20 protein-coding genes and 2 pseudogenes are annotated in these 22,749 nt (G+C 74.2%); 16 read left to right on the plus strand and 6 right to left on the minus strand.

The window, feature by feature from the left end:
• The first annotated feature begins 23 nt into the window (after positions 1 to 23).
• The 13 genes and pseudogenes from ACGFQ9_RS03155 (at position 24) to hypE (ending at position 12,538) form a co-directional block, all read left to right on the plus strand.
• Complete coding sequence (locus tag ACGFQ9_RS03155) at positions 24 to 1,808, plus strand: nickel-dependent hydrogenase large subunit (protein WP_393570575.1); 1,785 nt, start codon at positions 24 to 26, stop codon at positions 1,806 to 1,808.
• The gene (locus ACGFQ9_RS03160; RefSeq protein WP_393570577.1) at positions 1,805 to 2,353 is read left to right on the plus strand and encodes a hypothetical protein; all 549 of its coding nucleotides are present in this window, start codon (positions 1,805 to 1,807) and stop codon (positions 2,351 to 2,353) included. The genes ACGFQ9_RS03155 and ACGFQ9_RS03160 overlap by 4 nt, the downstream gene beginning before the upstream one ends.
• A gap of 26 nt (positions 2,354 to 2,379) precedes the next feature.
• Entirely contained in the window at positions 2,380 to 3,081 is a 702-nt protein-coding gene (locus ACGFQ9_RS03165; RefSeq protein WP_393570808.1) for a DUF5947 family protein, read from the plus strand.
• A pseudogene (locus tag ACGFQ9_RS03170) lies at positions 3,078 to 3,710 on the plus strand (DUF6084 family protein); the annotation flags it as partial. The gene ACGFQ9_RS03165 and the pseudogene ACGFQ9_RS03170, both read left to right, overlap by 4 nt.
• Positions 3,711 to 3,901: 191 nt before the next feature.
• Complete coding sequence (locus ACGFQ9_RS03175) at positions 3,902 to 5,368, plus strand: hypothetical protein (RefSeq protein ID WP_393570578.1); 1,467 nt, start codon at positions 3,902 to 3,904, stop codon at positions 5,366 to 5,368.
• Between the two features lie 20 nt (positions 5,369 to 5,388).
• On the plus strand, positions 5,389 to 5,958 hold the full coding sequence (locus ACGFQ9_RS03180) for a hydrogenase maturation protease (RefSeq protein WP_393570810.1): 570 nt from the start codon (positions 5,389 to 5,391) through the stop codon (positions 5,956 to 5,958).
• 9 nt (positions 5,959 to 5,967) lie between these two features.
• Positions 5,968 to 6,075, plus strand: coding sequence for a DUF6893 family small protein (locus ACGFQ9_RS03185; protein WP_393570579.1), 108 nt, complete (start codon positions 5,968 to 5,970; stop codon positions 6,073 to 6,075).
• A gap of 143 nt (positions 6,076 to 6,218) precedes the next feature.
• Entirely contained in the window at positions 6,219 to 6,620 is a 402-nt protein-coding gene (locus ACGFQ9_RS03190; RefSeq protein WP_393570581.1) for a hydrogenase maturation nickel metallochaperone HypA, read from the plus strand.
• Positions 6,621 to 6,623: 3 nt separating this feature from the next.
• Positions 6,624 to 7,508, plus strand: a complete 885-nt coding sequence (gene hypB / locus ACGFQ9_RS03195) for a hydrogenase nickel incorporation protein HypB (protein WP_393570583.1) — start codon at positions 6,624 to 6,626, stop codon at positions 7,506 to 7,508.
• A gap of 21 nt (positions 7,509 to 7,529) precedes the next feature.
• On the plus strand, positions 7,530 to 9,926 hold the full coding sequence (gene hypF / locus ACGFQ9_RS03200; RefSeq protein ID WP_393570585.1) for a carbamoyltransferase HypF: 2,397 nt from the start codon (positions 7,530 to 7,532) through the stop codon (positions 9,924 to 9,926).
• Positions 9,899 to 10,252: a HypC/HybG/HupF family hydrogenase formation chaperone gene (locus ACGFQ9_RS03205; protein WP_393570587.1), complete on the plus strand. Its 354-nt coding sequence runs from the start codon at positions 9,899 to 9,901 to the stop codon at positions 10,250 to 10,252. Before hypF ends, ACGFQ9_RS03205 begins: the two co-directional genes overlap by 28 nt.
• Positions 10,249 to 11,409: a hydrogenase formation protein HypD gene (gene hypD, locus ACGFQ9_RS03210; protein WP_393570589.1), complete on the plus strand. Its 1,161-nt coding sequence runs from the start codon at positions 10,249 to 10,251 to the stop codon at positions 11,407 to 11,409. Before ACGFQ9_RS03205 ends, hypD begins: the two co-directional genes overlap by 4 nt.
• Before the next feature lie 82 nt (positions 11,410 to 11,491).
• Positions 11,492 to 12,538, plus strand: coding sequence for a hydrogenase expression/formation protein HypE (gene hypE, locus ACGFQ9_RS03215; RefSeq protein WP_393570812.1), 1,047 nt, complete (start codon positions 11,492 to 11,494; stop codon positions 12,536 to 12,538).
• A gap of 63 nt (positions 12,539 to 12,601) precedes the next feature.
• On the opposite strand, the gene ACGFQ9_RS03220 is transcribed toward hypE, so the two are convergent.
• Both ACGFQ9_RS03220 and ACGFQ9_RS03225 read right to left on the minus strand, forming a co-directional pair.
• Positions 12,602 to 13,219, minus strand: coding sequence for a class I SAM-dependent methyltransferase (locus ACGFQ9_RS03220; RefSeq protein WP_393570591.1), 618 nt, complete (start codon positions 13,217 to 13,219; stop codon positions 12,602 to 12,604).
• Between the two features lie 163 nt (positions 13,220 to 13,382).
• Positions 13,383 to 14,582 carry a S8 family serine peptidase gene (locus tag ACGFQ9_RS03225; protein WP_393570593.1) on the minus strand — a complete coding sequence of 400 codons (1,200 nt, stop codon included), beginning with the start codon at positions 14,580 to 14,582 and terminating at the stop codon, positions 13,383 to 13,385.
• 379 nt (positions 14,583 to 14,961) lie between these two features.
• On the opposite strand from ACGFQ9_RS03225, the gene ACGFQ9_RS03230 reads away from it, so the two are divergent.
• Together ACGFQ9_RS03230 and ACGFQ9_RS03235 are read left to right on the plus strand one after the other, a co-directional pair.
• The gene (locus ACGFQ9_RS03230) at positions 14,962 to 15,633 is read left to right on the plus strand and encodes a pyridoxal 5'-phosphate synthase (protein WP_393570595.1); all 672 of its coding nucleotides are present in this window, start codon (positions 14,962 to 14,964) and stop codon (positions 15,631 to 15,633) included.
• A gap of 289 nt (positions 15,634 to 15,922) precedes the next feature.
• Positions 15,923 to 16,699 (plus strand): class I SAM-dependent methyltransferase, encoded by a 777-nt coding sequence (locus tag ACGFQ9_RS03235; protein ID WP_393570597.1) that lies wholly within the window; start codon positions 15,923 to 15,925, stop codon positions 16,697 to 16,699.
• 5 nt (positions 16,700 to 16,704) lie between these two features.
• On the opposite strand, the gene ACGFQ9_RS03240 is transcribed toward ACGFQ9_RS03235, so the two are convergent.
• From ACGFQ9_RS03240 to ACGFQ9_RS03250, 3 genes are all read right to left on the minus strand, one after another.
• Positions 16,705 to 17,958, minus strand: a complete 1,254-nt coding sequence (locus tag ACGFQ9_RS03240) for a molybdopterin molybdotransferase MoeA (RefSeq protein WP_393570599.1) — start codon at positions 17,956 to 17,958, stop codon at positions 16,705 to 16,707.
• Positions 17,959 to 18,074: 116 nt separating this feature from the next.
• Positions 18,075 to 19,349: a Dyp-type peroxidase gene (locus ACGFQ9_RS03245; protein WP_393570601.1), complete on the minus strand. Its 1,275-nt coding sequence runs from the start codon at positions 19,347 to 19,349 to the stop codon at positions 18,075 to 18,077.
• Positions 19,336 to 19,974 carry a molybdopterin-dependent oxidoreductase gene (locus tag ACGFQ9_RS03250; protein ID WP_393570602.1) on the minus strand — a complete coding sequence of 213 codons (639 nt, stop codon included), beginning with the start codon at positions 19,972 to 19,974 and terminating at the stop codon, positions 19,336 to 19,338. Before ACGFQ9_RS03250 ends, ACGFQ9_RS03245 begins: the two co-directional genes overlap by 14 nt.
• A gap of 319 nt (positions 19,975 to 20,293) precedes the next feature.
• Between ACGFQ9_RS03250 and ACGFQ9_RS03255 the strand changes: the two genes are divergently transcribed.
• Positions 20,294 to 21,628: a methyltransferase domain-containing protein gene (locus ACGFQ9_RS03255; protein ID WP_393570604.1), complete on the plus strand. Its 1,335-nt coding sequence runs from the start codon at positions 20,294 to 20,296 to the stop codon at positions 21,626 to 21,628.
• 7 nt (positions 21,629 to 21,635) lie between these two features.
• Here the strand turns inward: ACGFQ9_RS03255 and ACGFQ9_RS03260 are convergent.
• Positions 21,636 to 22,076 (minus strand): annotated as a pseudogene (locus ACGFQ9_RS03260) (GNAT family N-acetyltransferase); the annotation flags it as partial.
• Between the last annotated feature and the right edge of the window lie 673 nt (positions 22,077 to 22,749).

Genomic DNA, 22,749 nt, shown 5'->3' on the forward strand with positions numbered 1-22,749 from the left:
CAGGAAGGGTCACGGCAGACACGATGGCAGCGAACACGAAGGCGGCCGGTGACGGCAGTGGCCTGGTCGAGATGGCCTGGGATCCGATCACCCGGATCGTGGGCAGTCTCGGCATCCACACGAAGATCGACTTCAAGCAGAAGCGGGTCGCCGAGTGCTACAGCACCTCGTCGGTCTTCCGCGGCTACAGCGTGTTCATGCGGGGCAAGGACCCGCGTGACGCGCACTTCATCACCAGCCGGATCTGCGGCATCTGCGGGGACAACCACTCGACCTGTTCGGTGTACGCGCAGAACATGGCCTACGGGGTGAAGCCGCCGCACCTCGGTGAGTGGATCATCAACCTCGGCGAGTCGGCCGAGTACATGTTCGACCACAACATCTTCCAGGAGAACCTGGTCGGGGTCGACTACTGCGAGAAGATGGTCCGGGAGACCAACCCGGGGGTGCTGGAGCTCGCCGAGCGCACCGAGGCCCCGCACGCCGCCGAGCACGGCTACCGGACCATCGCCGACATCATGCGCTCCCTCAACCCCATCGAGGGCGAGTTCTACCGTGAGGCGCTGCAGGTCAGCCGCTACACGCGGGAGATGTTCTGTCTGATGGAGGGGCGCCACGTGCACCCCTCCACGCTCTACCCGGGCGGTGTGGGCACCGTCGCGTCCGTGCAGCTGTTCACCGACTACATGAGCCGGCTGATGCGGTACGTGGAGTTCATGAAGCGGGTGGTGCCGCTCCACGACGACCTGTTCGACTTCTTCTACGAGGCCCTGCCCGGGTACGAGGAGGTCGGCCGCCGCCGGGTGCTGCTGGGGTGCTGGGGCGCCCTCAACGACCCCGAGTACTGCGACTTCACCTACGCCAACATGACCGACTGGGGACGGAAGATGTTCGTCACCCCGGGCGTGATCGTGGACGGCAAGCTGGTCACCAACGACCTCACCGAGATCAACCTCGGCATCCGGATCCTGCTGGGCAGCTCGTACTACGAGGACTGGGCCGGGCAGGAGCAGTTCGTCACGCACGACCCGCTCGGCAACCCGGTGGACCCGCGCCACCCGTGGAACCAGCACACCATCCCGGCCCCGCAGAAACGGAACTTCGACGACAAGTACAGCTGGGTGATGTCCCCGCGCTGGTTCGACGGCAAGGACCACCTGGCCCTGGACACCGGCGGCGGCCCCATCGCCCGCCTGTGGTCCACGGCCCTGTCCGGTCTGGTCGACGTCGGGTACGTGAAGGCCACCGGCCACAGCGTGGTCATCAACCTGCCGCGCACCATGACCAAGCCGGAGACCACCTTCGAGTGGCGGATCCCCAAGTGGAGCAACGCCCTGGAGCGCAACCGCGCCCGGACGTACTTCCAGGCCTACGCGGCGGGCATCGCGCTGCACTGCGCCGAGCAGGGGCTCGCCGAGGTCCGGGCCGGACGCACCCAGACCTGGGAGAAGTTCGAGGTGCCGGACGAGTCCATCGGCTGCGGGTTCACCGAGGCGGTGCGCGGGGTGCTCTCGCACCACATGGTGATCCGCGAGGGCAAGATCGCCAACTACCACCCGTACCCGCCGACCCCGTGGAACGCCAGCGTGCGCGACTCCTACGGCACCCCGGGACCGTACGAGGACGCCGTGCAGAACACGCCCATCTTCGAGGAGAACTCCCCGGAGAACTTCAAGGGCATCGACATCATGCGGGCCGTGCGCAGCTTCGACCCGTGCCTGCCCTGCGGTGTGCACATGTACGTCGGCGACGGGAAGACCGTCAAGCAGATGCACGTGCCCACCGGCCTGAGCGGACTGGGCGGATGAGCGCGACCGCCGCCGGAGTACGGGACGCCCGGCCCGCCGACGCCGCCGAGGCGGGCCGGCGGGTCGAGGAGATCCTCGACGGACTGGCCGCGACCGGAGACCGCGCCTCCTGCTCGGCCGCCGAGGAACTCATCCGGGTGCTGATGGAGTTCTACGGGGCCGGACTGGCCCGGTTGGTGGCGGGCATGGACGCGGACCGCCTCGCCCCACTGCTCGACGACACGCTGGTGGGGAGCCTGCTGGCGCTCCACGACCTGCACCCGGAGGACGTGCGCACGCGCATCGGCCGGGTGCTGGCGGCCGCCCCGCAGCCGGTGGAGCTCGTCGCCTTCGACCCGGACACCGGTGCCGTGCGGCTGCGCCCCGCCGAGAGCGCGGGCGGCGGCTGTGGCTGCGGCGGGCCCGACGCAGGCGCCCTGGAGGATGCCTTCGCGGCGCTGGTGCCCGAGGTGGCGTCGGTGGCGCTGGAGCCGGCCGCGCCCGTCCGGCCGCTGCTCCAGATCGGCGGCCTTGACCGGGCCGCGGCCACGGCCCGGCCGCGGTGAGCGCCCCCGCACCGGGGCCGGCCGGGGTGGCCACCCCGGCTGCCCCGGCCGCCCGGCCTCGTGGACTGCGCCGGTTCACCGGGCCTCGGCCGCCGCGCCCCGAACGGTGCGAGCTGTGCGGGACGGAGGTGGCCGGGGACGGTCACCGCCACCTGGTGGAGGTCGAACGGCGGACCCTGGTCTGCGCCTGCCCCGCCTGCGCGATGCTCTTCGACCGGCCCGAGGCAGCCACCGGGCGGTTCCGGGCTGTCCCGGACCGGTACCTGTCCGATCCCGTGCACCGGCTGGACGAGTCCGCCTGGGACGCGCTCCAGATCCCCGTCGGGGTGGCGTTCTTCTTCCGCAACGCCGCCCTCGACCGGCTCGTTGCGCTCTATCCCAGCCCGGCGGGCGCCACCGAGAGCGAACTGGACCCCGGGCTCTGGCAGTCGGTGCTGGAGGCCACTCCGCTCGCCGCGATGCTCCGCCCGGACGTCGAGGCGCTGCTCCTGCACCGGGATCCGGCCGCGGGCGGCCGTACCGGCTGCCACCTGGTGCCGATCGACGTCTGTTACCGCCTCGTCGGCCGGATGCGGCTGCTCTGGCAGGGCTTCGACGGCGGGTCCGAGGCGCGGGCCGCGCTGCGGGAGTTCTTCGCGGAGGTCGAGCGGCGGGCCCGCCCCCTGGACGGCGCGGAGGCCGGCCCGGCCGGGCGGGCGCCGGCGGACGGCGGGGAGGTGCGGCCGTGACCGATCTCGACTTCTCGTGCACGGGCGTACGCGCCGACCCGTACGCCGCCGGCCCCACCCTGGTGTTCCGGCTGCGGATCACCGCGCCCCCGGACACCCGGGTGCATGCCCTCGCCCTGCGCTGCCAGCTGCGCATCGAACCCGCCCGGCGCGGCTACGGGACCGAGGAGGCGGCCGGGCTCACCGACCTGTTCGGGGAGCGCTCCCGCTGGCACGGCACCCTCCATCCGCTGCAGTTCGCCCACGTGTCGCTCATGGTGCCCTCGTTCACCGGCTCCACCGAGGTCGACCTGCCGGTGCCGTGCACGTACGACATGGACATCGCCGCCACCCGCTACTTCGCGGCGCTCCGCGAGGGCGAGGCGCCGCTGCTCCTGCTGTTCTCCGGTACGGCGTTCACCGGTGCCGGGGGGTTCCGGGTGGCTCCGGTGGCCTGGGACCGCGAAGCCCCGGTGCGCCTCCCGGTGGCCGTGTGGCGGGAGATGATGGAGCAGCACTTCCCGGGCTGCGGCTGGCTGCGGCTGCCCCGCGAGTCGATGGACGCGCTGCTCGCCTACCGGTCCCGGCACGCGCTCGCCTCCTGGGAGGCGACGGTGGCGGCCCTGCTGGCGGCGGCCGGCTCCGGCCCGGGCGGCGCGGCGCCGGGGAGCGCGTCCGCGGACGGAGCCTCTGCTGACGGCGCGTCTGCGGACCGTGCGTCTCCCGGCGGGGCGCCTCCGTCCGGCCCTGCCGGGGCGCCCGCCCCGCCGCCGCCCCCGCCCGGCTCCGTTCCGGTGCGGCCGAATGCCCTGTTGTCCCGTTCCGGTGGGAGGCCTCCGCGATGACCACCACCCAGGCCCCGCCGGCCGGCCTGTCCGGCACGCCCGCCGGTGATCCCTTCGCGCATGCCCGGCAGGTCGCCGACGCCGTCCTGTTCGAGGGCTACGTGCTCTACCCCTACCGTGCGTCGGCCGCCAAGAACCGGCTGCGCTGGCAGTTCGGCGTCCTCGTCCCGCCCGCCTGGGGACCCGCGCACGGCGAGCACTCGGCCGCCCGGACCGAGCTGCTGATGGAACCGCGGGGCGCCGCCGACATCGCCGTCGAGCTGCGCTTCCTGCACCCCGTACGGCGTACCGTGCAGCGGGCCGGTCCCGGCGGCTTCGCCGACACCGACGCCCTGCACCTGGCCGACCGGGTCCTGGTCCCCTGGGACGAGGGCGCCGAGGAACGGGTGGAGTTCCGGGTGCCGGTGACCGGGCTCACCGGCGACGGGCTGGTCTTCCCGTTCTCCCGGCCCGCCCGGGAGGAGACCGAGCACGTCCTCGACGACACCGGCCGGACCGTGGGCCGGCTCGTCCGGCGGAGCGCGCCGGTGCACGGCACCGTCCGGCTGCACGCCGCCGAACTCGACGTCCCCTACCGGGCGTTCCGGCTCACCGCCCTGGTCGAGAACACCAGCGGCTGGCAGCCGGAGGACGGCATCGAGGCCGCCGACCGGGACGCGGCCCTGCCCCGCTCCCTCGTCGCGGCCCATCTGCTGCTCGGGCTGAGCGCAGGGTCCTTCCTGTCGATGACGGAGCCCCCGGAGTGGGCCCGGCACGAGGTGGCCGCGTGCGAGAACCGGCACACCTGGCCGGTGCTCGCCGGCGGGCCCGGCCGGACCGACGTGGTGCTGTCCTCCCCGATCATCCTGGAGGACCATCCCGCCATCGCGCCCGAGAGCGCCGGCGCCATGTACGACGCCACCGAGATCGACGAGATCCTGGCCCTGCGCACCGCGGCCCTGACCGAGGACGAGAAGCGGGAGGCGCGCGGCACCGACGACCGGGCCGCCGCCGTGATCGACCTCGCCGATTCCCTGCCCGCGGAGGTCCTGGACCGGCTGCACGGCGCGGTGCGGTCCCTGCGCGAGATCACCGGGGAGTCCCGTGCGTCAGGCGTGTACGGCGCGTCCGGCGCGGACCCCGGATCCGTCGACGAGGCCGCCCTGTTCCGGCCGGAGTCCCCCTGGTGGGATCCCGCCGGGGCGGACGCGGGCCCCCCGCCGCCGGAACGGATCCACGTCGACGGCGTCCCGGTGGGCGCGGGCAGCCGGGTGCGGCTGCGCCCCGGAGCCCGCCGCACCGACGCCCAGGACCTGTTCCTCCGGGACCGCCCCGCCCTGGTGGAAGCGGTCCTGCACGACGTGGACGGGGAGGTGCACCTGGCCGTCACCGTGGAGGGCGACCCGGGCGCCGACATCCGCCGCGAACAGGGCCGGTTCCTGTACTTCAAGCCGGACGAGGTCGCCCCCCTGGAGGAACGGTGAGCGGAGCGGTGGACGGAGCGATGAGCGGCACCGTCCTGGTCGCCGGCATCGGGAACGTCTTCCTCGGGGACGACGGCTTCGGCGTGGAGACGGTGCGCGAACTGGCCCGGCACCCGCTGCCGGAGGGAACCGAGGCGGTGGACTTCGGCGTGCGCGGGGTCCACCTCGCCTACCAGATGCTCGACGGGTACGACACCGTGGTCCTGGTCGACGCCACCGCCCGCGGCGGCGCGCCCGGCACCCTGTACCTGATCGAGCCGGACCCGGCCGGCGGACCGCCGTCGCCGGCCCCCGGCGGGGCCCCGGTGCTGGACGGCCACCACATGACCCCGGACACGGTGCTCGCCCTGCTGGGCACCCTGTGCGCGGGCACCGGCGGCTCCCCGCCGCGCCGGATCCTCGTGGTGGGCTGCGAACCGGCCTGCGTGGAGGAGGGCATCGGGCTCAGCGGCCCGGTGGCCGCCGCCGTACCGGAGGCCGTGCGGATGGTCCTGGACCTGATCGGAAGCACAGCCCCGCAGCCGGGGACCCCGGCGGGAACGCCCGCACACCCACCGACCGACCGGGCAATCCGGCAACCGCTGAACTGAGGAGATGCCATGAACAAATCAGCCGCCGGCGGCGCGTTCCTCGCCGCCATCGCAGCCGCCGTCGTGGCGATGGTGCTGCCCGACATCAAGCGGTACATGCACATCCGCAGGATCTGACCCGCACGCCGGGCTCCGCTCCCCACCCGGCGCCGCGTACCCGCCCGAATGGCCTACGGGTACGCGGCGCCACGGCGTGCCCGCCCGCAACCGCCCCCTCCTGCCGCTGTAATGAGCCGCGGCAGGACGGAGGCCGAAGAACCGTGCACGAGATGTCGATCGCCATGGCGGTCGTGAACCAGGTGGAAGAGGCGGCCCGGGCCGGCGGTGCGACCGCGGTCCGCGAGGTCCGGCTCCAGGTGGGCGAGCTGGCGGGGGTCGTACCCGACGCGCTGGCGTTCTGTTTCGAACTCGCCTGCGCCGGAACGGTCCTGGAGGGCGCCGCCCTGGTCACCACCCCGGTGCCCGCCCGGGCCCGCTGCGCCTCCTGTACGGCCGAGTGGGCCGTCGGCATGCCCCCGGACCTGTGCTGTCCCGGTTGCGGCGGCGCGGCCGGCACCGGGCTGCTGACCGGGCGTGAGCTGCAGATCTCGGGTGTGACCTGGGAGGACGACCCGTCGTGCGCCGCCACCCGGACCCGTGAACCGATCCCCGAGGAGCGCTGAACCATGTGCCGTGAGGTCGACCTGAAGCAGGCGGTGCTCGCCCGGAACGACGAGACCGCGCAGGCGCTGCGCGCCCGGCTCACCGCCACCGGCACCACCGTCGTCAACCTGCTCTCCAGCCCCGGCAGCGGAAAGACGGAACTGCTGCAGAAGGAACTGGAGCTGGCTCGGGAGCGGGGCGTGGGCGCGGCCGCGCTGACGGCGGACCTGGCCACCGAGAACGACGCGGTCCGGCTGGCCCGTTCCGGGCTTCCCGTCAAGCAGGTGCTCACCGACGGGCTGTGCCACCTGGAGGCGGGCATGCTCGGCCGGCATCTGGACGGCTGGCTGCCCGAGGGGACCCCGCTGCTGTTCGTGGAGAACGTGGGCAATCTGGTCTGCCCCGCCTCCTACGACCTCGGGGAGAGCCTCCGCGTGGTGCTCGCCTCGGTCACCGAGGGCGAGGACAAGCCGCTCAAGTACCCCACCGCCTTCGGGCTGGCGCAGCTGGTGGTGGTCACCAAGGCGGATCTCGCGGCGGCCGCCGAGTTCGACGAGGCCGCGTTCCGCGGCAACGTCCAGCGGGTCAACCCGGGCGTGGAGGTGGTGCTGACCTCCGCCCGGCGCGGGACCGGCCTGGGACTGGTGCTGGACCGGGCGCTGGCCGTCCACGCGGGAGCCGCGGCGCACGCGCCGGTGATGGCGCAGCACCCGCTCCCGGACGCGGGCCACGCATACGGGCACGTACACGGCCACGTACATGGTCACGACCACGGACATGACCACGGACATGACCACAGCCACAGCCACGGGCACGACCACGGCCACGAGCACGACCACCGTCACGACGGCCCCCACGAGCACCGCCCCGCACACGGCACCCCCACCGCCCCGCGCGGGCAGCGCTGACCGGCGCGACACGACAGCACCATGGAGATCCTCCAGCGCCGCCGCGTCACCGTGCGCGGAGTCGTCCAGGGCGTGGGCTTCCGCCCGTACGTCTACACCCGGGCCACCGCCCTGGGCCTGGCCGGGCACGTCACCAACACCCCCGAGGGCGTGATCGCCGAGGTCGAGGGACCGGCCGCGGCCGTACGGGAGTTCTGCGACCGGCTCGCCGCCGAGGCCCCGCCGCTGGCCCTGGTCGAGGCGGTCCACCAGGACGAACTGCCCGCCGCCGGCACCCTCGGCTTCCGCATCGTCGCTTCCCGGGGCAAGGGCGCCGCCCGCACCCTGGTCTCCCCCGACACCGCCACCTGCGCCGACTGCGTGCGCGAACTCGCCGATCCGGGAGACCGGCGGTACCGGCACCCGTTCATCACCTGCACCCACTGCGGGCCACGGTTCACCATCGTCACCTCGCTGCCGTACGACCGCGAACACACCACGATGGCGGGCTTCCCGATGTGCCCCGACTGCGCCCGGGAGTACGCCGATCCGGCCGACCGCCGGTTCCACGCCCAGCCGGTGGCCTGTCCGGCCTGCGGGCCCCGACTGCGTTTCCTGACCGGCCGCCCGCCCCGCGAGGAGGACGGCCGGGACCCCGTCGCGGCGGCCCGCGCGCTGCTCGCCGACGGCGGGATCCTCGCCGTGAAGGGGCTCGGCGGCTACCACCTGGCCTGCGACGCCACCCGTTCCGGAGTGGTGGCCGAGCTCCGCCGGCGCAAGGCGCGCGGGGACAAGCCGTTCGCCCTGATGGCCCCGGACCTGGCGGCGGTGGAGGCGCTCGCCGTGGCCGGCCCGGAGGAACGCCGGCTGCTGACCGGGCCGGTCCGGCCGGTGGTCCTGCTGCGGCGGCGTACCGGCGCGGCCGCGGGGACGGTGGCTCCGGAGGTGGCCCCGCGCTGCCCGGACCTCGGCTTCATGCTGCCGTACACCCCGGTCCACCACCTGCTGCTCGGCCTGCCCGGGGATCCGCCCGGTCCCCGGCTGCTGGTCATGACCAGCGCCAACCTGTCCGGGGAGCCGATCGTCACCGAGGACGCGGAGGCTCTGGAGCTGCTCGCCGGGATCGCGGACGGCTGGCTCGCCCACGACCGGCCGATCCACGTCCCCTGCGACGACTCCGTGGTGCGGGTGTGCGACGGGGAACCGCTGCTGGTGCGCCGGTCCCGCGGGTACGCCCCGCTGCCGCTCCCCCTGCCGCTGCCCGTTCCGCCCGTGCTGGCCGCGGGCGGCGACCTGAAGAACGTCTTCTGCCTGGGCCGGGACCGGCGGGCCTGGCTGTCCGCGCACCTCGGGGACCTGGACTCGGCTGCCGCCCGGACCGCCCTGATCCGCACCGGACGCCAGCTGGAGTCCCTCACCGGTGTCGAGCCCCGGCTGCTCGCGGCCGATCTGCACCCCGGATACCGGTCGGCCCGGTGGGCGGAGCAGCGGGCGGCCTCGGACGGGCACGCGCTCGTGCGCGTCCAGCACCACCACGCGCACATCGCCTCGGCGATGGCCGAACACGGCCTGGACGGCGGCAGCCCGGTGATCGGGATCGCCTTCGACGGCACCGGATACGGGACGGACGGCGCGGTGTGGGGCGGCGAGGTGCTGATCGCGGACTACCGCGGGCACCGGCGCTTCGCACACCTGGCGTACGTGCCGCTGCCCGGCGGGGACACCGCGGTGCGCCGGCCGTACCGGATGGCGCTGGCCCACCTGTGGGCGGCGGGCATCGACTGGTCGCCGGAGCTGCCCTGCACGGCCGCCTGCCCGCCGCAGGAACGCGCCGTACTGCGACGGCAGTTGGAGCGGAGCCTGAACTGTGCGCCGACGTCCAGCATGGGCCGGCTGTTCGACGCCGTCTCCTCCCTGGCCGGGGTCTGCCACCTGGCCGGGTACGAGGCGCAGGCCGCGATCGAGCTGGAGTCGGCGGCCGTCGGCGCGCCCGGGGAGGCTCATCCCGCGCCCGGCTACCGGTTCGACGTGCGGCACGCGGGCGAGGGCCCGGCCGTCGCCGATCCGGCGCCGCTGCTGGCCGCCGTGGTGGCGGACGTACGGGCGGGCACCCCGCCCGCCGTGGTCGCCGCCCGGTTCCATGCCGCGGTCGCCGGGCTCGTCACCGACCTGAGCACGGCCGCCCGCGACCGGTACGGACTGGACACGGTCGCGCTCACCGGCGGGGTGTTCGCCAACACCCTGCTGTCCACGGCCTGCGCCCGACTGCTCGGGGAGGCCGGGTTCACCGTGCTGCGCCACCGGCAGGTACCGCCGAACGACGGCGGCCTGGCGCTCGGTCAGCTCATGGTCGCGGCCGCCCTGGAGGGCACGGACGCCCACAGCCGGAACACCCACAGCGAGGAGGAGCCATGTGCCTGGCGGTACCCGGCAGAGTGATCGAGATCGGTGAGCGGGACGGCACCCGCATGGCCACCGTGGACTTCGGCGGTGTGGTCAAGGAGGTCTGCCTGGAATACCTGCCGGACCTTCGGGTCGGCGAGTACGCCATCGTGCACGTCGGCTTCGCCCTGCAGCGCCTGGACGAGGCCTCGGCCCTGCAGACCCTCGAACTGTTCGCCGAACTCGGCATGTTGCAGGAGGAGTTCGGCGATCCGTGGGAGCAGGCGGCCGCCGAGGCGGGCGACGGAGTCTGGCCCTTCGGGGAGGAGACGGCGTCCGCCGGCCCGGCGGGGGCCGCGGTACGGGAGGAGGAGCTGCGGTGAAGTACATCGAGGAGTTCCAGGACCCGGAACTCGCCGGGCGGCTGCTCGACGACATCCGGGCCACGGTCACCCGGCCCTGGGCGCTGATGGAGGTCTGCGGCGGCCAGACGCACACCATCATCCGGCACGGCATCGACCAACTGCTGCCGGACGAGATCGAGTTGATCCACGGGCCGGGCTGCCCGGTGTGCGTGACCCCGCTCGAGGTGATCGACAAGGCCCTGGAGATCGCCTCCCGCCCCGGGGTGATCTTCTGTTCCTTCGGGGACATGCTCCGGGTGCCCGGTACCGGCAAGGACCTGTTCCGGGTCCGCGGCGAGGGCGGTGACGTACGGGTGGTCTACTCGCCGCTCGACGCTCTGAAGGTCGCCCGGCAGAACCCGGACAGGGAAGTGGTGTTCTTCGGCATCGGCTTCGAGACCACGGCACCGCCCAATGCCATGACGGTCCATCAGGCCCGGCGGCTCGGCATCCGCAACTTCAGCCTGCTGGTCTCCCACGTCCGGGTGCCCCCGGCCATCGAGGCCGTGATGAGCTCGCCGAGCTGCCGGGTGCAGGGCTTCCTGGCCGCCGGACATGTGTGCAGCGTGATGGGCACCGTCGAGTACCCGGAGCTGGCGGAGCGGCACCGGGTGCCGATCGTGGTGACCGGCTTCGAGCCGCTGGACATCCTGGAGGGCGTACGGCGGGCGGTGCGGCAGCTGGAGCGCGGCGAGCACCGGGTGGAGAACGCGTACGCGCGGGCCGTGCGCCCGGAGGGGAACCCCGCCGCGCTGGCCGTGCTGGCGGAGGTCTTCGAGGTCACCGACCGGGCCTGGCGCGGGATCGGGGTGATCCCGGACAGCGGCTGGCGGCTGTCGCCGGCGTACCGGGAGTTCGACGCCGAGCACCGGTTCTCGGTGACCGGCATCGACACCCGCGAGCCCGCGGAGTGCCGCAGCGGCGAGGTGCTCCAGGGGCTGATCAAGCCGCGGGAGTGCGCGGCGTTCGGCACCACCTGCACCCCGCGCACCCCGCTCGGCGCCACGATGGTGTCGAGCGAGGGCGCGTGCGCCGCGTACTACCTGTACCGGCGGCTGGACCCGGCCCCGGCACGGACCGCCGACATCCCGGCCTCGGCCGGCCCGACGACGCTGGAGACGAGCCCCGTTGCCTGAGACCACAGGGACCGCAAGGACCGCAGGAACCACAGGTTCCGCGGGAACCACAGGGACCGCGGGAACCACAGGGACCGCGCCCCTGGATGTGACGGGCTGGACCTGTCCGGCCCCGCTGCGCGACCACCCGCGGGTGGTGATGGGTCACGGCGGGGGCGGCGCCCTCTCCGCCGAGCTGGTCCGGCACGTCTTCGCCCCCGCCTACGGGGGCGAGGCACTCGCCGGTATGGGCGACGGGGCCCAGGTCACCCTGGGCGGGGCCCGCCTGGCCTTCTCCACGGACTCCTACGTGGTCCGGCCGCTGTTCTTCCCCGGCGGCAGCATCGGCGACCTGGCCGTCAACGGCACGGTCAACGACCTGGCCATGTGCGGGGCCCAGGCCGCCTACCTGTCCTGCGGGTTCATCCTGGAGGAGGGGGTGGAGGTCGCGGAAGTGGCCCGGGTGGCCGGGGCACTGGGGGCCGCCGCGCGGGCCGCCGGCGTGGAGGTGGCGACCGGTGACACCAAGGTGGTGGAGGCGGGCCACGGCGACGGGATCTACCTCAACACGGCGGGGATCGGGCTGATCCCGGCGGGTGTGGACCTGCGCCCGCAGCGGGTGGTCCCCGGTGACGTGGTCATCGTGAGCGGTGACATCGGCCTGCACGGGGTCGCCATCATGAGTGTCCGGGAGGGGCTGGAGTTCGGGGTGGACGTGGCGAGCGACTGCGCGGCCCTCGGCGGGCTCGTCGCCTCGATGCTCGCCGTCACCCCCGACCTGCACGTGCTGCGCGACCCCACACGGGGCGGGCTGGCTGCCGCCCTCAACGAGATCGCGGCCGCTTCGGGCACCGGCGTGGTGATCCGGGAGACCGCTGTGCCGGTTCCGCCGGCCGTCGCCAACGCCTGTGCGATCCTCGGCCTGGACCCGATGTACGTCGCGAACGAGGGCAAGCTCGTCGCGTTCGTGCCCCGCGAACACGCCGACGCGGTCCTCGACGCGATGCGCGCGCACCCGCTGGGCCGGGGTGCGGCGGTGATCGGCGAGGCGGTCCGGGACCATCCCGGCATGGTGGTCGCGCGGACGGCCCTCGGCGGCACCCGTGTCGTGGACCTGCCGGTCGGGGAGCAACTGCCCCGCATCTGCTGAACCCGCCACCGGCGCCGGTGCTGCGTCCGAGGGCCCGTCAGGGGCGGAGCACCGGCGCCGGGCTCATCGCACGGCCGTGAAGACGTCCAGTCTCGACAGCTCGCGACGCGTCACGTCGGTGAAACGGTGGCGCAAGGCGCCCTCGATGCGTGCCAGTCGGTCCTGTGGCAGGCGCAGCCGGCGTTCGAGGCGCCGGGGGGACGAGCCACCGTGCCAGGCGATCAGCACGGTGCCGCCGGGGCGCAGCACCCGGTGCAGCTCCCGCACTCCCGCTTCGAGGTCGGGCCACAGGCCGACGTTGTTCACCGAGGCGATGCGGTCCACGCTCCGGTCGGCGAGTCCGGTGTGTTCGGCCGTGCCCAGTCCCAGGGTGATCCGGCCGGAGCGGACTGCGGCACGGTTGGCCCTGGCCGCGGCGGAGCGCATCGTGGGTGAGGGGTCCACCCCCAGCACGGCGGCGGCCGCCGTCGAGCAGGCCAGCAGTCCCAGCAGCCCGCCCGGGCCGTATCCCACCTCCAGCACGCGGTCGCCCGGCTGGACGTTCAGGGCGTCGAGCACCTCGTCCTGCTGGTTGGTCCACAGCATGAACCGTCCGGCGAGGCGTCCGCGCAAGCCCTGGGGGTGGGCGAAGGGGGAGGTCTGCGGTCGTCCCCAGGCCCACGAAGAGGAGTCCGCGTCCATGGTGCCCAGCCTCGCAAGCGGGCGGCCGGGCCGCCAGCGCTGACGGCCGTTCGGTATCGGAGGCATCCTCCGGAACCGGGCGCGCCCCCCGCCCGCCCCCGGAGGGACGGGCGGGGGGCGGGTGAACCGTGCCGCCCGGTGAGGGGTGCAGGGCTGTCCGCCGTTACGGCGCCACCTTCAGCAGCTTGTTCGCGGTGCCCGCGGACGGGTTCTTGACGGCTCCTTCGGTGGCGGCCCCGGTCAGCGCGGCGGCGGTCTCCGCCGGCGTGGCGGAGGGGTGAGCCGCCAGGTAGACGGCCGCGGCACCCGCGACGTGCGGAGTCGCCATCGAGGTGCCGGAGATGGTCTTGGTGCCCGTGTCGCTGTCGTTCCAGGCGGAGGTGATCTCCGACCCGGGGGCGTACAGGTCCACCACCGAGCCGAAGTTCGAGAAGTCCGACTGCTCGTCGCCCTCGGTGCTGGAGGCGACCGTGACGGCCTCCGGGACGCGGGCGGGAGAGCCCTGGCCGGCGTCGCGGGACTCGTTGCCGGCGGCCACCGCGAAGGTGACCCCCGAGTCGATGGCCCGCTTGACCGCCGCGTCCAGCGCCTCGTCGACCCCGCCGCCCAGGCTCATGTTCGCCACGGACGGGCCCGAGTGGTGCTCCGTCACCCAGTCGATGCCCGCCACGACCTGCTCGGTGGTGCCGGACCCGTTGTCGTCCAGCACCCGTACGGCGACGACCTTGGCCTTCTTGGCGACGCCGTGGGCGGTGCCGGCGATGGTGCCCGCCACATGGGTGCCGTGCCCGTTGCCGTCGTCGGCGCTGTCGTCGTTGTCCACCGCGTCGAAGCCGTGGGCAGCCCGTCCGCCGAAGTCCTCGTGCGAGATCCTGACGCCCGTGTCGATGACGTAGGCGGTCACTCCTTCGCCGCCGCCGTCCGGGTAGGTGTACTTGCGGTCACCTGCCGTTTCGGTCTGGTCGATCCGGTCCAGCCCCCAGGAGGGCGGGTTCTCCTGCGTCTCGTTGATGGTGAATCGTTTGTTCTGGACGACCGTGCCGACCGCGGGGTCCGCGGCGAGCTGCCTGGCCTCCTTCTCGGTCAGCCCGGAGGCGGAGAAGCCGTTGACGGCGGAGCCGTAGGCGCGCTCCAGCTTGCCTCCGTACTTCTTCGCCAGGTTCTCCTTGTTCGCGGATGCGTCGAGTATGACGACGAAGCTTCCGTCGACCGCGCCCGGTGCTCCGAGTCCGTGGACAGTGCCCTCGGCGGGGGTCGCGGCGCCTGCGAGGGGGACCGCGAACAGGGCCGCGGCCACGGCCGTGGCGGCTCCCGCGGTGACGGACGCATAGCGAAGTCGGTTGGTGCGCCTGTGAGTTGACATGAAGTGAGTTCTCCTCCGGCTGACGTGTGGGGCGTCAAGCGTGCGGAACAACCCTCTTCCGATTGACAGGAGCAAATCAAGAACGAACCCCGGTGTGGGGCCTGTTCGACAAGGTTTCTTGCACAGGCCCCCGCAGCGCCTTCACCTCGCACACGGCGGCTCCCGAACTCCCACACCGCGCCCTCACGTTCGCGATGAGGTCGGTCGGATCCGGATTCCGGACGCCGGGGCGGATCCCGTCACCTCGTCGACAGCTCCAAATCCGTTCGCGCATCCACCAGATTGTTTGGCTTATGGGACAAGCATTTGCGGTGCCATTGTCGAAAATCACCGGCAGATGCAGGATGAGTGAGATGGTGTCCGGTGAAGGAGGCGACAGGTGGGCGACGGAGAGCACGGCAGCACCGTCCGCGGGTGGCTGCGGAACATCGAGGTGTTCGCGGGGCCTCTTCCGGAGTTCCTCCCCGAACACGCGCCGGCCGACCCCGTGCGCCTGTTCCTGTCCTGGCTGTCCGACGCAGTGGCGGACGGTCTGCGCGACCCGCACGCGATGACCCTGTCCACGGTGGACGAGGCCGGCGACCCGGACGCCCGGGTGCTGATCCTCAAGGGGGTGGACGGCTCCGGCTGGCAGTTCGCCGGGCACGGATTCAGCCCCAAGGGACACCAGTTGGCCGTCCATCCGCGCGCCGCGCTCACCTTCTACTGGCCCGAGCACGGCCGCCAGGTACGCCTGCGCGGGCCCGTGACGCCCGGATCCACCGAGGACAGCGCCGCCGACTTCCTCAGCCGGTCGGCCACCGCCCGCGCCGAGGCCCTGCTGGCCCGCCAGAGCCAGTACCTGGCCGACACCGCCGAACGCGACCAGGCCCTGGAGAAGTCCCTGGCGCTGATCGAGCGACAGCCGTCACTCGTCGACTCCGCCTGGACGCTCTACACCCTCGCTCCCGCGGAGGTGGAGTTCTGGCAGGCGGCCCGGAACCGCGTCCACACCCGGCTGCGCTACGAGCGGACCGGCGCCGGCTGGGAACGGCTCCTGCTCTGGTCCTAGGGCCTGTCGTCAAACTCGCGTCGTCGCCCGGAGGGCGGCCCCACGGCGTCTGGTGCGTGCTCTCGGCGGGCCGGGCGGGAGCCCGCGTACTGGACGTACTCGTGCTCTCGCCCGGTGCGGCGAGAGTGCGTGCCAGGCGCCGCGGGGCAGACGCGAGTTTGACGACAGGCCCTAGCCCTCCCCTTCCCCCATCCCCCGAAGCGTCTCTCCCGTGCCCGGCCGACCGGCACCACCGGTGGGCGCGCGCGACCCCTTCCCCCGTTCCCGTACACGAGGCGAGGCAAGACCCATGGACACACGCACGCAGGACGGCAGTGCCGGCGACGTCGACTACGGCGCGATCGGCGCCGGATACTCCTCCTACCGCCGGCCGGACGAGCAGATCGCCCGGTTCATCGCCGACGCCCTGGGCGACGCGCAGACCGTGCTCAACGTCGGTGCCGGCAGCGGATCGTACGAGAACGCGGCGCGCACGGTCACGGCCGTCGAGCCCTCGCGGGCGATGCGCGACCAGCGCCCGGACCGGCTGGCCCGCGCGATCGACGCGGTCGCCGAGGACCTGCCGTTCGAGGACGGCGCCTTCGACGCGGCGATGACGCTGTTCAGCGTCCACCAGTGGTCCGACGTGCGGGCGGGGCTGCAGGAGATGCGCCGGGTGACCCGCGGGCCGGTCGTCATCCTCACCTGCGATCCCGCGCTGGTGCGGGACTTCTGGCTGTACCGCTACGCGCCCGAGGTCCTCGACACCGAGGCGCGCCGCTACCCGACCGTCGAGGAGCTGGCGGCCTCACTCGGCGGGACCGGCTCCGTGCAGACCGTGCCGATCCCGCTGCACTGCACCGACGGGTTCAACGAGGCCTACTTCGGCCGCCCCGAGATGCTGCTCGACCCGGCGGCCCGGCAGGCCTGTTCGGCGTGGAGCTTCGTCGACGACCACGCGCGCGAGCGCTTCGACAAGAGCCTGCGCCACGACCTGGAGACCGGGGCGTGGGACGCGGAGTACGGTCACCTGCGCCGCAGGACGGCGTACGAGGGTTCGCTCGTGCTCGTACGCGCGACCCCGTAGACCCGTCACGGGGCGCCGGGCAGCAGGACCAGCGGTGCCGGGTCGCCCTCGGCCCAGCCGGGCGGGAGGGCCGCGAGCGCGTCCCCCACGGCGGCCCCGCGGAGGAAGGCCGCGCCGTGTCCGTCGGCGGCCCTGGCACCGGCGCCCTCCCACACGACGGGCACCAGCCGCGTCCTGCCGGGCGCGGACCGCACCCGTCCCCGGACGGGGACCTGCGGCAGGGGGTCGAGGGCGCGGCCCGACAGGCCGGCGATCAGCGGGCCGAGCAGGGTGTGGGCGGCGACCAGGGCGGCGTAGGGGTTCCCGGGCAGTCCCACCACCCAGCGTCCGCCCGGGAGTCCGGCCAGCAGCATCGGGTGCCCGGGGCGGCAGGCGACCGTGTCGACGACCATCCGGGCCCCGGCGTCGTGGAGCGCCCGCCGCAACTGGTCCGTGACGCCGACGGACGTGGAGCCGGTGACCACGACGGCGTCGACCTCGCGCATCGTGTGCAGGGCCCCGGCCAGCCGCCCGTGCGGCCGGTCGGCGATGTGGAGCAGCGGGCCGCTCTGCCCTCCGAGGGCGGCGGCCAGCGGCGGCAGGAGCGGTCCGAGGGCGTCACGCACCCGCCCGGGGCCCGGCGGGCCGGCCTGATCGAGCTCGTCGCCCGTGACCAGCACACCGATCCTCGGGCGGGGCCGGACGGCGAGGGTGTCATGGCCGCAGGAGGCGGCCAGCCCGAGCAGCGCCGGGCCGGTGCGGGCGCCCGCCGGCGCGAGACGGCTGCCGGCCGGGGCGTCCTCACCGGTCCGGCGGATGTGCCGGCCCGGAGGCGGCACGGGACCCGACACCCGGCCGCCGCCGGCCTCCGCCGACTCCAGCGGCAGCACGGCGCACGCCCCGGCGGGCACCGGCGCACCGGTGGAGATCTCCACGCACTCCCCCGCCCCGAGTACGCCGTTCCACACCGCGCCCGCGCGGACGGCCCCGCGGACCCGCCAGGGCCCCTGGCCGGCGGCAACGGCGTACCCGTCCATGGCCGCCGTGTCGAACGACGGCAGCGGTTGCGGGGCGCGCAGGTCCTCGGCGAGGGTGAGCCCGGCGGCGGCGCGGAGCGGGACCGTCAGGGCGGGCACCGGCCGGGCCGCGCCGTGGGCCAGCACCCGCGCGCGGGCCCAGGACACGGCCGGGGACGGCGGTGCGGAGAGCAGTGCGGCGGGGGGTGCGCCGTGCGGTGCGGGGGCGGTCGGCGCGGAGGCCGTGACGGTCGCGGAAGACATGGGGACGACTCTCGGCCCGCGGCGTTTCCGGGGGCCGCCGGGCGGGTTGCCGTTGCGCTCCGGCTCGCTCACGGGCGGCGCTCCACGGGTGTGAGCACGCCGGCCGCGCGGCGGGGTCAGCCCTCCAGGAGCGCCTGGGCGACATAGCCGCCCGGGCTGATTCCGCCGGGGACGGCGAACAGCGCGGACGCCTCGTGCACCAGGTAGCGGGAGAGGGCGTCGCCGCGGGAGAGCCGGTGCTGGACCGGGACGAAGCCGGTGCGCGGGTCCGGCTGCCAGGCCGTGAACAGCAGTCCGGCGTCCGGGGTGCCGTCGGCTCGTGGTCCGTCGTGGTACGACCAGCTGCGGCGGACCAGGGTGGCGCCGTTGTTGGAGGCGGGGGCGGCGAGCCGGATGTGCGCGTTGGTGGCGATCACCGGGACACCGTCGGGGCGGACGGCCGCCAGGTCCACGGGGGTGTGCTCGGTACCGCCGGTCAGCGGGGCGCCGTCGGCCGTCCGGCGGCCCAGCGCCTGTTCGCGGTGGGTGGGCGGCAGGGTGTCCCAGTGGTCGAGGAGCATGCGGATGCGCCGGATGACCACGTACGAGCCGCCGGCGAGCCAGGCCGGCACGCCGGGGCCGGACAGCAGGGCCCGGCGGGCGTCGGGGTTGTTCGTGCCGTCGACCTGGCCCATCAGGTTGCGGCGGCCGTCGGCGGCCGTGAACCCGGTCATGGTCCACCGGAGGGCGGCCTCGCCGCGGGCCAGGCGCTGCAGGGTGCGCAGGACGTGCGCGGTGACGAACGGGTCGTCGGCGCCGATCTGCACCAGCAGGTCCCCGTCGCCCCGTGCGGGGTCGAGCCGGTCCTCGGGGAAGGCGGGCAGCGCGGCGAGGGCCTCGGGGCGGGCGGCGGTCAGGCCGGTGCGGTCGAAGAAGGCGTGACCTAGACCGAAGGTGAGGGTGAGGCGAGCGGGGCCGGAACCGGCCAGGACCCCCGTCTCGGCGGCCCGGGAGCCCGGGGGTTCGAGCTCGGGGGGCAGGGCCTCACCGCGGGTGAGGTGCCCGGCGGCGGTCGTCCAGCGGATCAGGAGGGCCGCCGCGCGGCCCCGGTCGGTACGGGTCCCCAGGTCGAACGCGGCCAGCCGGACGTGCTGCTGCCGGGGCGTCAGGATCCCCGCCTGGTGCGGGCCGTGGAAGGGGACGACGGGGTCGGGGGCGGCGGCCCGGTCGCCGCCGTCGCGGAGGGCCGCTGCCGTGGCGGCGCCTCCCGCGGCGAGCGCCGCGGCGCCACCCGCGCCGAACAGCATCCGCCGCCGGGAGAAGCCGCCGCAGGCGGCGGATCCTGCGCGCCCGGCCTCCCCCGCGCCGGCGGCCGGGTGGTCCCCGGCCGCCTCCCGGTCAGCCTGCGGCACCGCTGGCCCCGGCGGCGCCGTCGACCGAGGCGTCCACGGTGCCGACCCACAGCTGGTTCAGCTCGGAGACGTAGCGGCCTCCACGGGTGTCCTGCGGGACCACCAGGCGCGGACCGGCCGCGTCGTCGAAGGGCTTGCCGTCCTCGGAAACGGCCAGCAGGATCTGCGACTTGGCGAAGCCGGGGTCCAGCTCCGCCCAGGCGAACACCGCCCGGTAGTCGCCCCCGCCGGTCGCGGCGACGACCCCGCGCAACTGGCCGTTCTTCTTCGACGCGTCGAAGCGCGGCTGCGCGTCCTTGAGGACGTCGTGCAGCAGGACGCCCTGGTAGGTGTGCTTCTGCTGCCCCTTGGCGCTGGTGTACTCCACCTCCACCGACTTCTGCGGCAGGCCGCGCAGCGAGGCCAGGGTCACGGTGTACGGCTTGTCCACCTGACCGGCGACCCGTACCTCGCCGGGCTTCAGCGCGGGGGCGGGGCCGGCCGCGCCCGGGGAGCCCGTCGCCGCGGCGGGCGCGGACTTCGCCGGCGAGGCGGCCGTTTTGTCGGGGCTGTCGCTGTCGCCGCAGCCGGCGAGCACCAGGACCGCTGCTGCCGCCACCGCGGGCAGCGATGCGCGAGGGTTCACGACGGGACTCCTCTCCGAGGGCGGGACGGCTTCGGCGGGATCGGCCGGACCCGTCGGGCTCAGCCGTGTCTGCGCAGCCGATCATCCGTCCCGGCTGGCAAATGCACGGAGAAAGATATCGAACAAATGTCATCTGCCACCCTCTGACGGAAGGTTCTGCGAAACCTCCATCCCGCCGCCGCCAGGCTCGGCGGAAGCCACAGCCAACCCCATCCGTCCCACGGACGGAGACGGTCTGGCATATGCACCCCTCATGAGCACATGCTTGCGTAGATGCCATCTGAAATGGCCAAGCAGACTCGAATGTGAGGAGTGAGGGATGGCGGTCGTCGTCGTACAGCACGCTTCTGCGGAGGCCCCGCCCACCGTGCACCGGGTGCTCGCCTCGGCAGGTCTGGCAACACGGACGGTCCGGCTGGGGGACGGCGAGGATCCGTCCGCCGATCTGAGCGGCGTGGAGGGCGTGGTCATCCTGGGCGGCGGGGGGTCCGTCCCCCGGACGGGCGACGTGGCCGCGGGCGTCCCCGACCCGGCCCTCGTACGCGAGGCCCTCGCCGCGGAGGTGCCCCTGCTGGCCCTGGGATCCGGCACCCGTCTGCTGGCGGACGGCACCGGCACGGCCACCCGCACGTACGCCGCCGGGCCCGCCGGCGGGACGGTGGAGCTCACTCCGGCGGCCTGCAGCGACCCGGTCTTCGGCGGGGCTTCCCTCCCTTCCCCGGGCCTGCGGCCTGCCCCCGACCCCCTGGAACTGCCCGCCGACACGGTGGTGCTGGCCTCCTGCGAGGGCTACCCGGAGCAGGCTTTCCGGATCGGCGTCAGCGCATGGGGCGTACGCTTCCTGCCGCAGGAGGAAGCGGCTGCGACAGGGGGCACGGGGGAAGGCGGCAGCGCCGGGCACGGTTCGCCGGCCGGACCCGTCCTCGGTCCCTGGGGCGAGGAGATCCTGGGCCGGTTCGCGGCACTGGTCACCGCCCGCGCCGAGCACACCACCACCCGGGCCTTCTTCACCCGCCGGGCCGACGCCTGGGAGGAGCGGTTCGCCTACCAGACCCCGGCCTACGAGGCTGCCGTCGCACGCATGCGGACGGTGCCCGGGGGGCTCGCGCTGGACCTCGGCTGCGGCACCGGCCGGGCCATGCCCGCGCTCCGCTCCCAGGTGGGCCCGGCGGGCCGGGTCCTCGGCATCGACGTCACCCCGGCCATGCTGACGGCCGCCGCCCGGCACGGCCGGACCCGTCACGGCGGGCTGCTGGCCGCGGACTGCACCCGGCTCCCGCTGCCCGCCGCGTCCGTGCACGGCATCTTCTCGGCGGGTCTACTCGACCACCTCCCCCACCCGCACACCGCTCTCCTCGAATGGGCCCGCGTCTCCGCCCCGGGCGGGGTCCTGCTGCTCTTCCACCCCTCCGGGCGCGCCGAACGCGCCGCCCGGCACAGCCGCCCCCTGGACCCCGACGACCTCATCGCCGAGCACAACCTCCGCCCCGCGCTGGAGACCACGGGCTGGCGGCTGGACGCCTACGAGGACGCCCCCGGCCACTTCCTGGCCCGCGCGGTCCGCACGGATCACGCCGACCACACCGTTCACGCCGCTCACGCCGCTCACGCCGACCACGCCAACCACGCCGACCACGCCGACCACCGGAACTGACCGCGTCTCACCCGGCGTCCGGTGCGCCACAGGAGAACCGGTACCCCGCGAAGTCGGCGAGGTGGACGTAACCGAGGCGCCGGTACAGGGCGTTGCTGGTGGCGTTGGCCGGGTCCGTGAACAGGACGACGTCCGTCGCACCCGCGGCAGGCGCGGCCCTGCTCACCTCGGCCGTCACTGCGCCCGCATACCCGCGGCCCCTGAGGTGGGCGGGGGTGTGGACGGGGTCGACCCTGACCATGCCGCCGACGACCGGGGTCGTGGCCGCCATGGAGACGGGGGTGCCGTCCGGGGTGGCCCAGAACGTGAAGTGCCGGTCGCCGAAGCGTGAGTCGGCCCAGCGGCCGGAGTCGATCAGGTCGATGGAGGACTGCTCCCCGACGCTGACGCAGAACTCACGGCACCAGCGGACGACTTGCTCGTGATCCCCCTTGCCCGCGGCGCGAGCGGGTCGTCGACGTCTTGGGTGATGTGCCAGTCATCCGGGAGCATGTTTCATGATCCCGGATGACCGACGAACCAGGCGCGGCTCTCCGGCTGGTTCGGCCGCACGAGGGCCAGGATCGCGGGCACCAGCCACACCACCCCGAGTATGGGCATCACCTGGAAGAACACCACGGTGAAGGGAAGGGCGGTCCAGCCGTAGGCGAAGGCCGAAGGCCGAAGTGCGCAGGCCCGGGTGGCGGGTCGGGAACTTGAGGGCGGTGACGATGCCCCAAGCGGCCACCGCCAGCACGAGGATCCCTGCGAAGACCACTTGCCCGGCGTGTGCCTCACCCGGCGTCTGACAGCACGGCGTCGATGCGTCGGCCTCACCCCAGATCGACGTGGCGACGGCGACGCTGTTGGTCACGAGAGCGAGCCCGAGTACGGCCTGCACGCCGCCCAGCACCATCATCAGAACGCGCAACTGCCGGACCGGCTCGGGCAACTGCGCCCCGGGTGGTACCGGAGGATGCCCCGGCCCCCAGGGCCGGCCCGGACCGCCGCCTCCGGCGCGCCCCTGGTTCCCGCTCGCCCGTGCGCGCTCCCACGGCCGCCGGTTCTCGGGATCCCCCGTGTCGTCCGGTCTCACGTGCCCTCCCCCTGCATGGCTCGCGCGTACCCGCCATCTTCCGGAG

Source organism: Streptomyces sp. NPDC048603, assembly GCF_043199475.1.
Lineage (GTDB): Bacteria > Actinomycetota > Actinomycetes > Streptomycetales > Streptomycetaceae > Streptomyces.

Excerpts from the sequence above, each read along its gene's own strand:
- ACGFQ9_RS03180 (WP_393570810.1), top strand. The coding sequence starts at position 5,389 with ATGAGCGGCACCGTCCTGGTCGCCGGCATCGGGAACGTCTTCCTCGGG.
- hypB (WP_393570583.1), top strand. The coding sequence starts at position 6,624 with ATGTGCCGTGAGGTCGACCTGAAGCAGGCGGTGCTCGCCCGGAACGAC.
- ACGFQ9_RS03175 (WP_393570578.1), top strand. The coding sequence starts at position 3,902 with ATGACCACCACCCAGGCCCCGCCGGCCGGCCTGTCCGGCACGCCCGCC.
- ACGFQ9_RS03155 (WP_393570575.1), top strand. The coding sequence starts at position 24 with ATGGCAGCGAACACGAAGGCGGCCGGTGACGGCAGTGGCCTGGTCGAG.
- ACGFQ9_RS03255 (WP_393570604.1), top strand. The coding sequence starts at position 20,294 with ATGGCGGTCGTCGTCGTACAGCACGCTTCTGCGGAGGCCCCGCCCACC.
- ACGFQ9_RS03160 (WP_393570577.1), top strand. The coding sequence starts at position 1,805 with ATGAGCGCGACCGCCGCCGGAGTACGGGACGCCCGGCCCGCCGACGCC.
- ACGFQ9_RS03205 (WP_393570587.1), top strand. The coding sequence starts at position 9,899 with ATGTGCCTGGCGGTACCCGGCAGAGTGATCGAGATCGGTGAGCGGGAC.
- ACGFQ9_RS03235 (WP_393570597.1), top strand. The coding sequence starts at position 15,923 with ATGGACACACGCACGCAGGACGGCAGTGCCGGCGACGTCGACTACGGC.
- ACGFQ9_RS03220 (WP_393570591.1), bottom strand. The coding sequence starts at position 13,219 with ATGGACGCGGACTCCTCTTCGTGGGCCTGGGGACGACCGCAGACCTCC.
- ACGFQ9_RS03185 (WP_393570579.1), top strand. The coding sequence starts at position 5,968 with ATGAACAAATCAGCCGCCGGCGGCGCGTTCCTCGCCGCCATCGCAGCC.
- ACGFQ9_RS03225 (WP_393570593.1), bottom strand. The coding sequence starts at position 14,582 with ATGTCAACTCACAGGCGCACCAACCGACTTCGCTATGCGTCCGTCACC.
- ACGFQ9_RS03240 (WP_393570599.1), bottom strand. The coding sequence starts at position 17,958 with ATGTCTTCCGCGACCGTCACGGCCTCCGCGCCGACCGCCCCCGCACCG.
- hypF (WP_393570585.1), top strand. The coding sequence starts at position 7,530 with ATGGAGATCCTCCAGCGCCGCCGCGTCACCGTGCGCGGAGTCGTCCAG.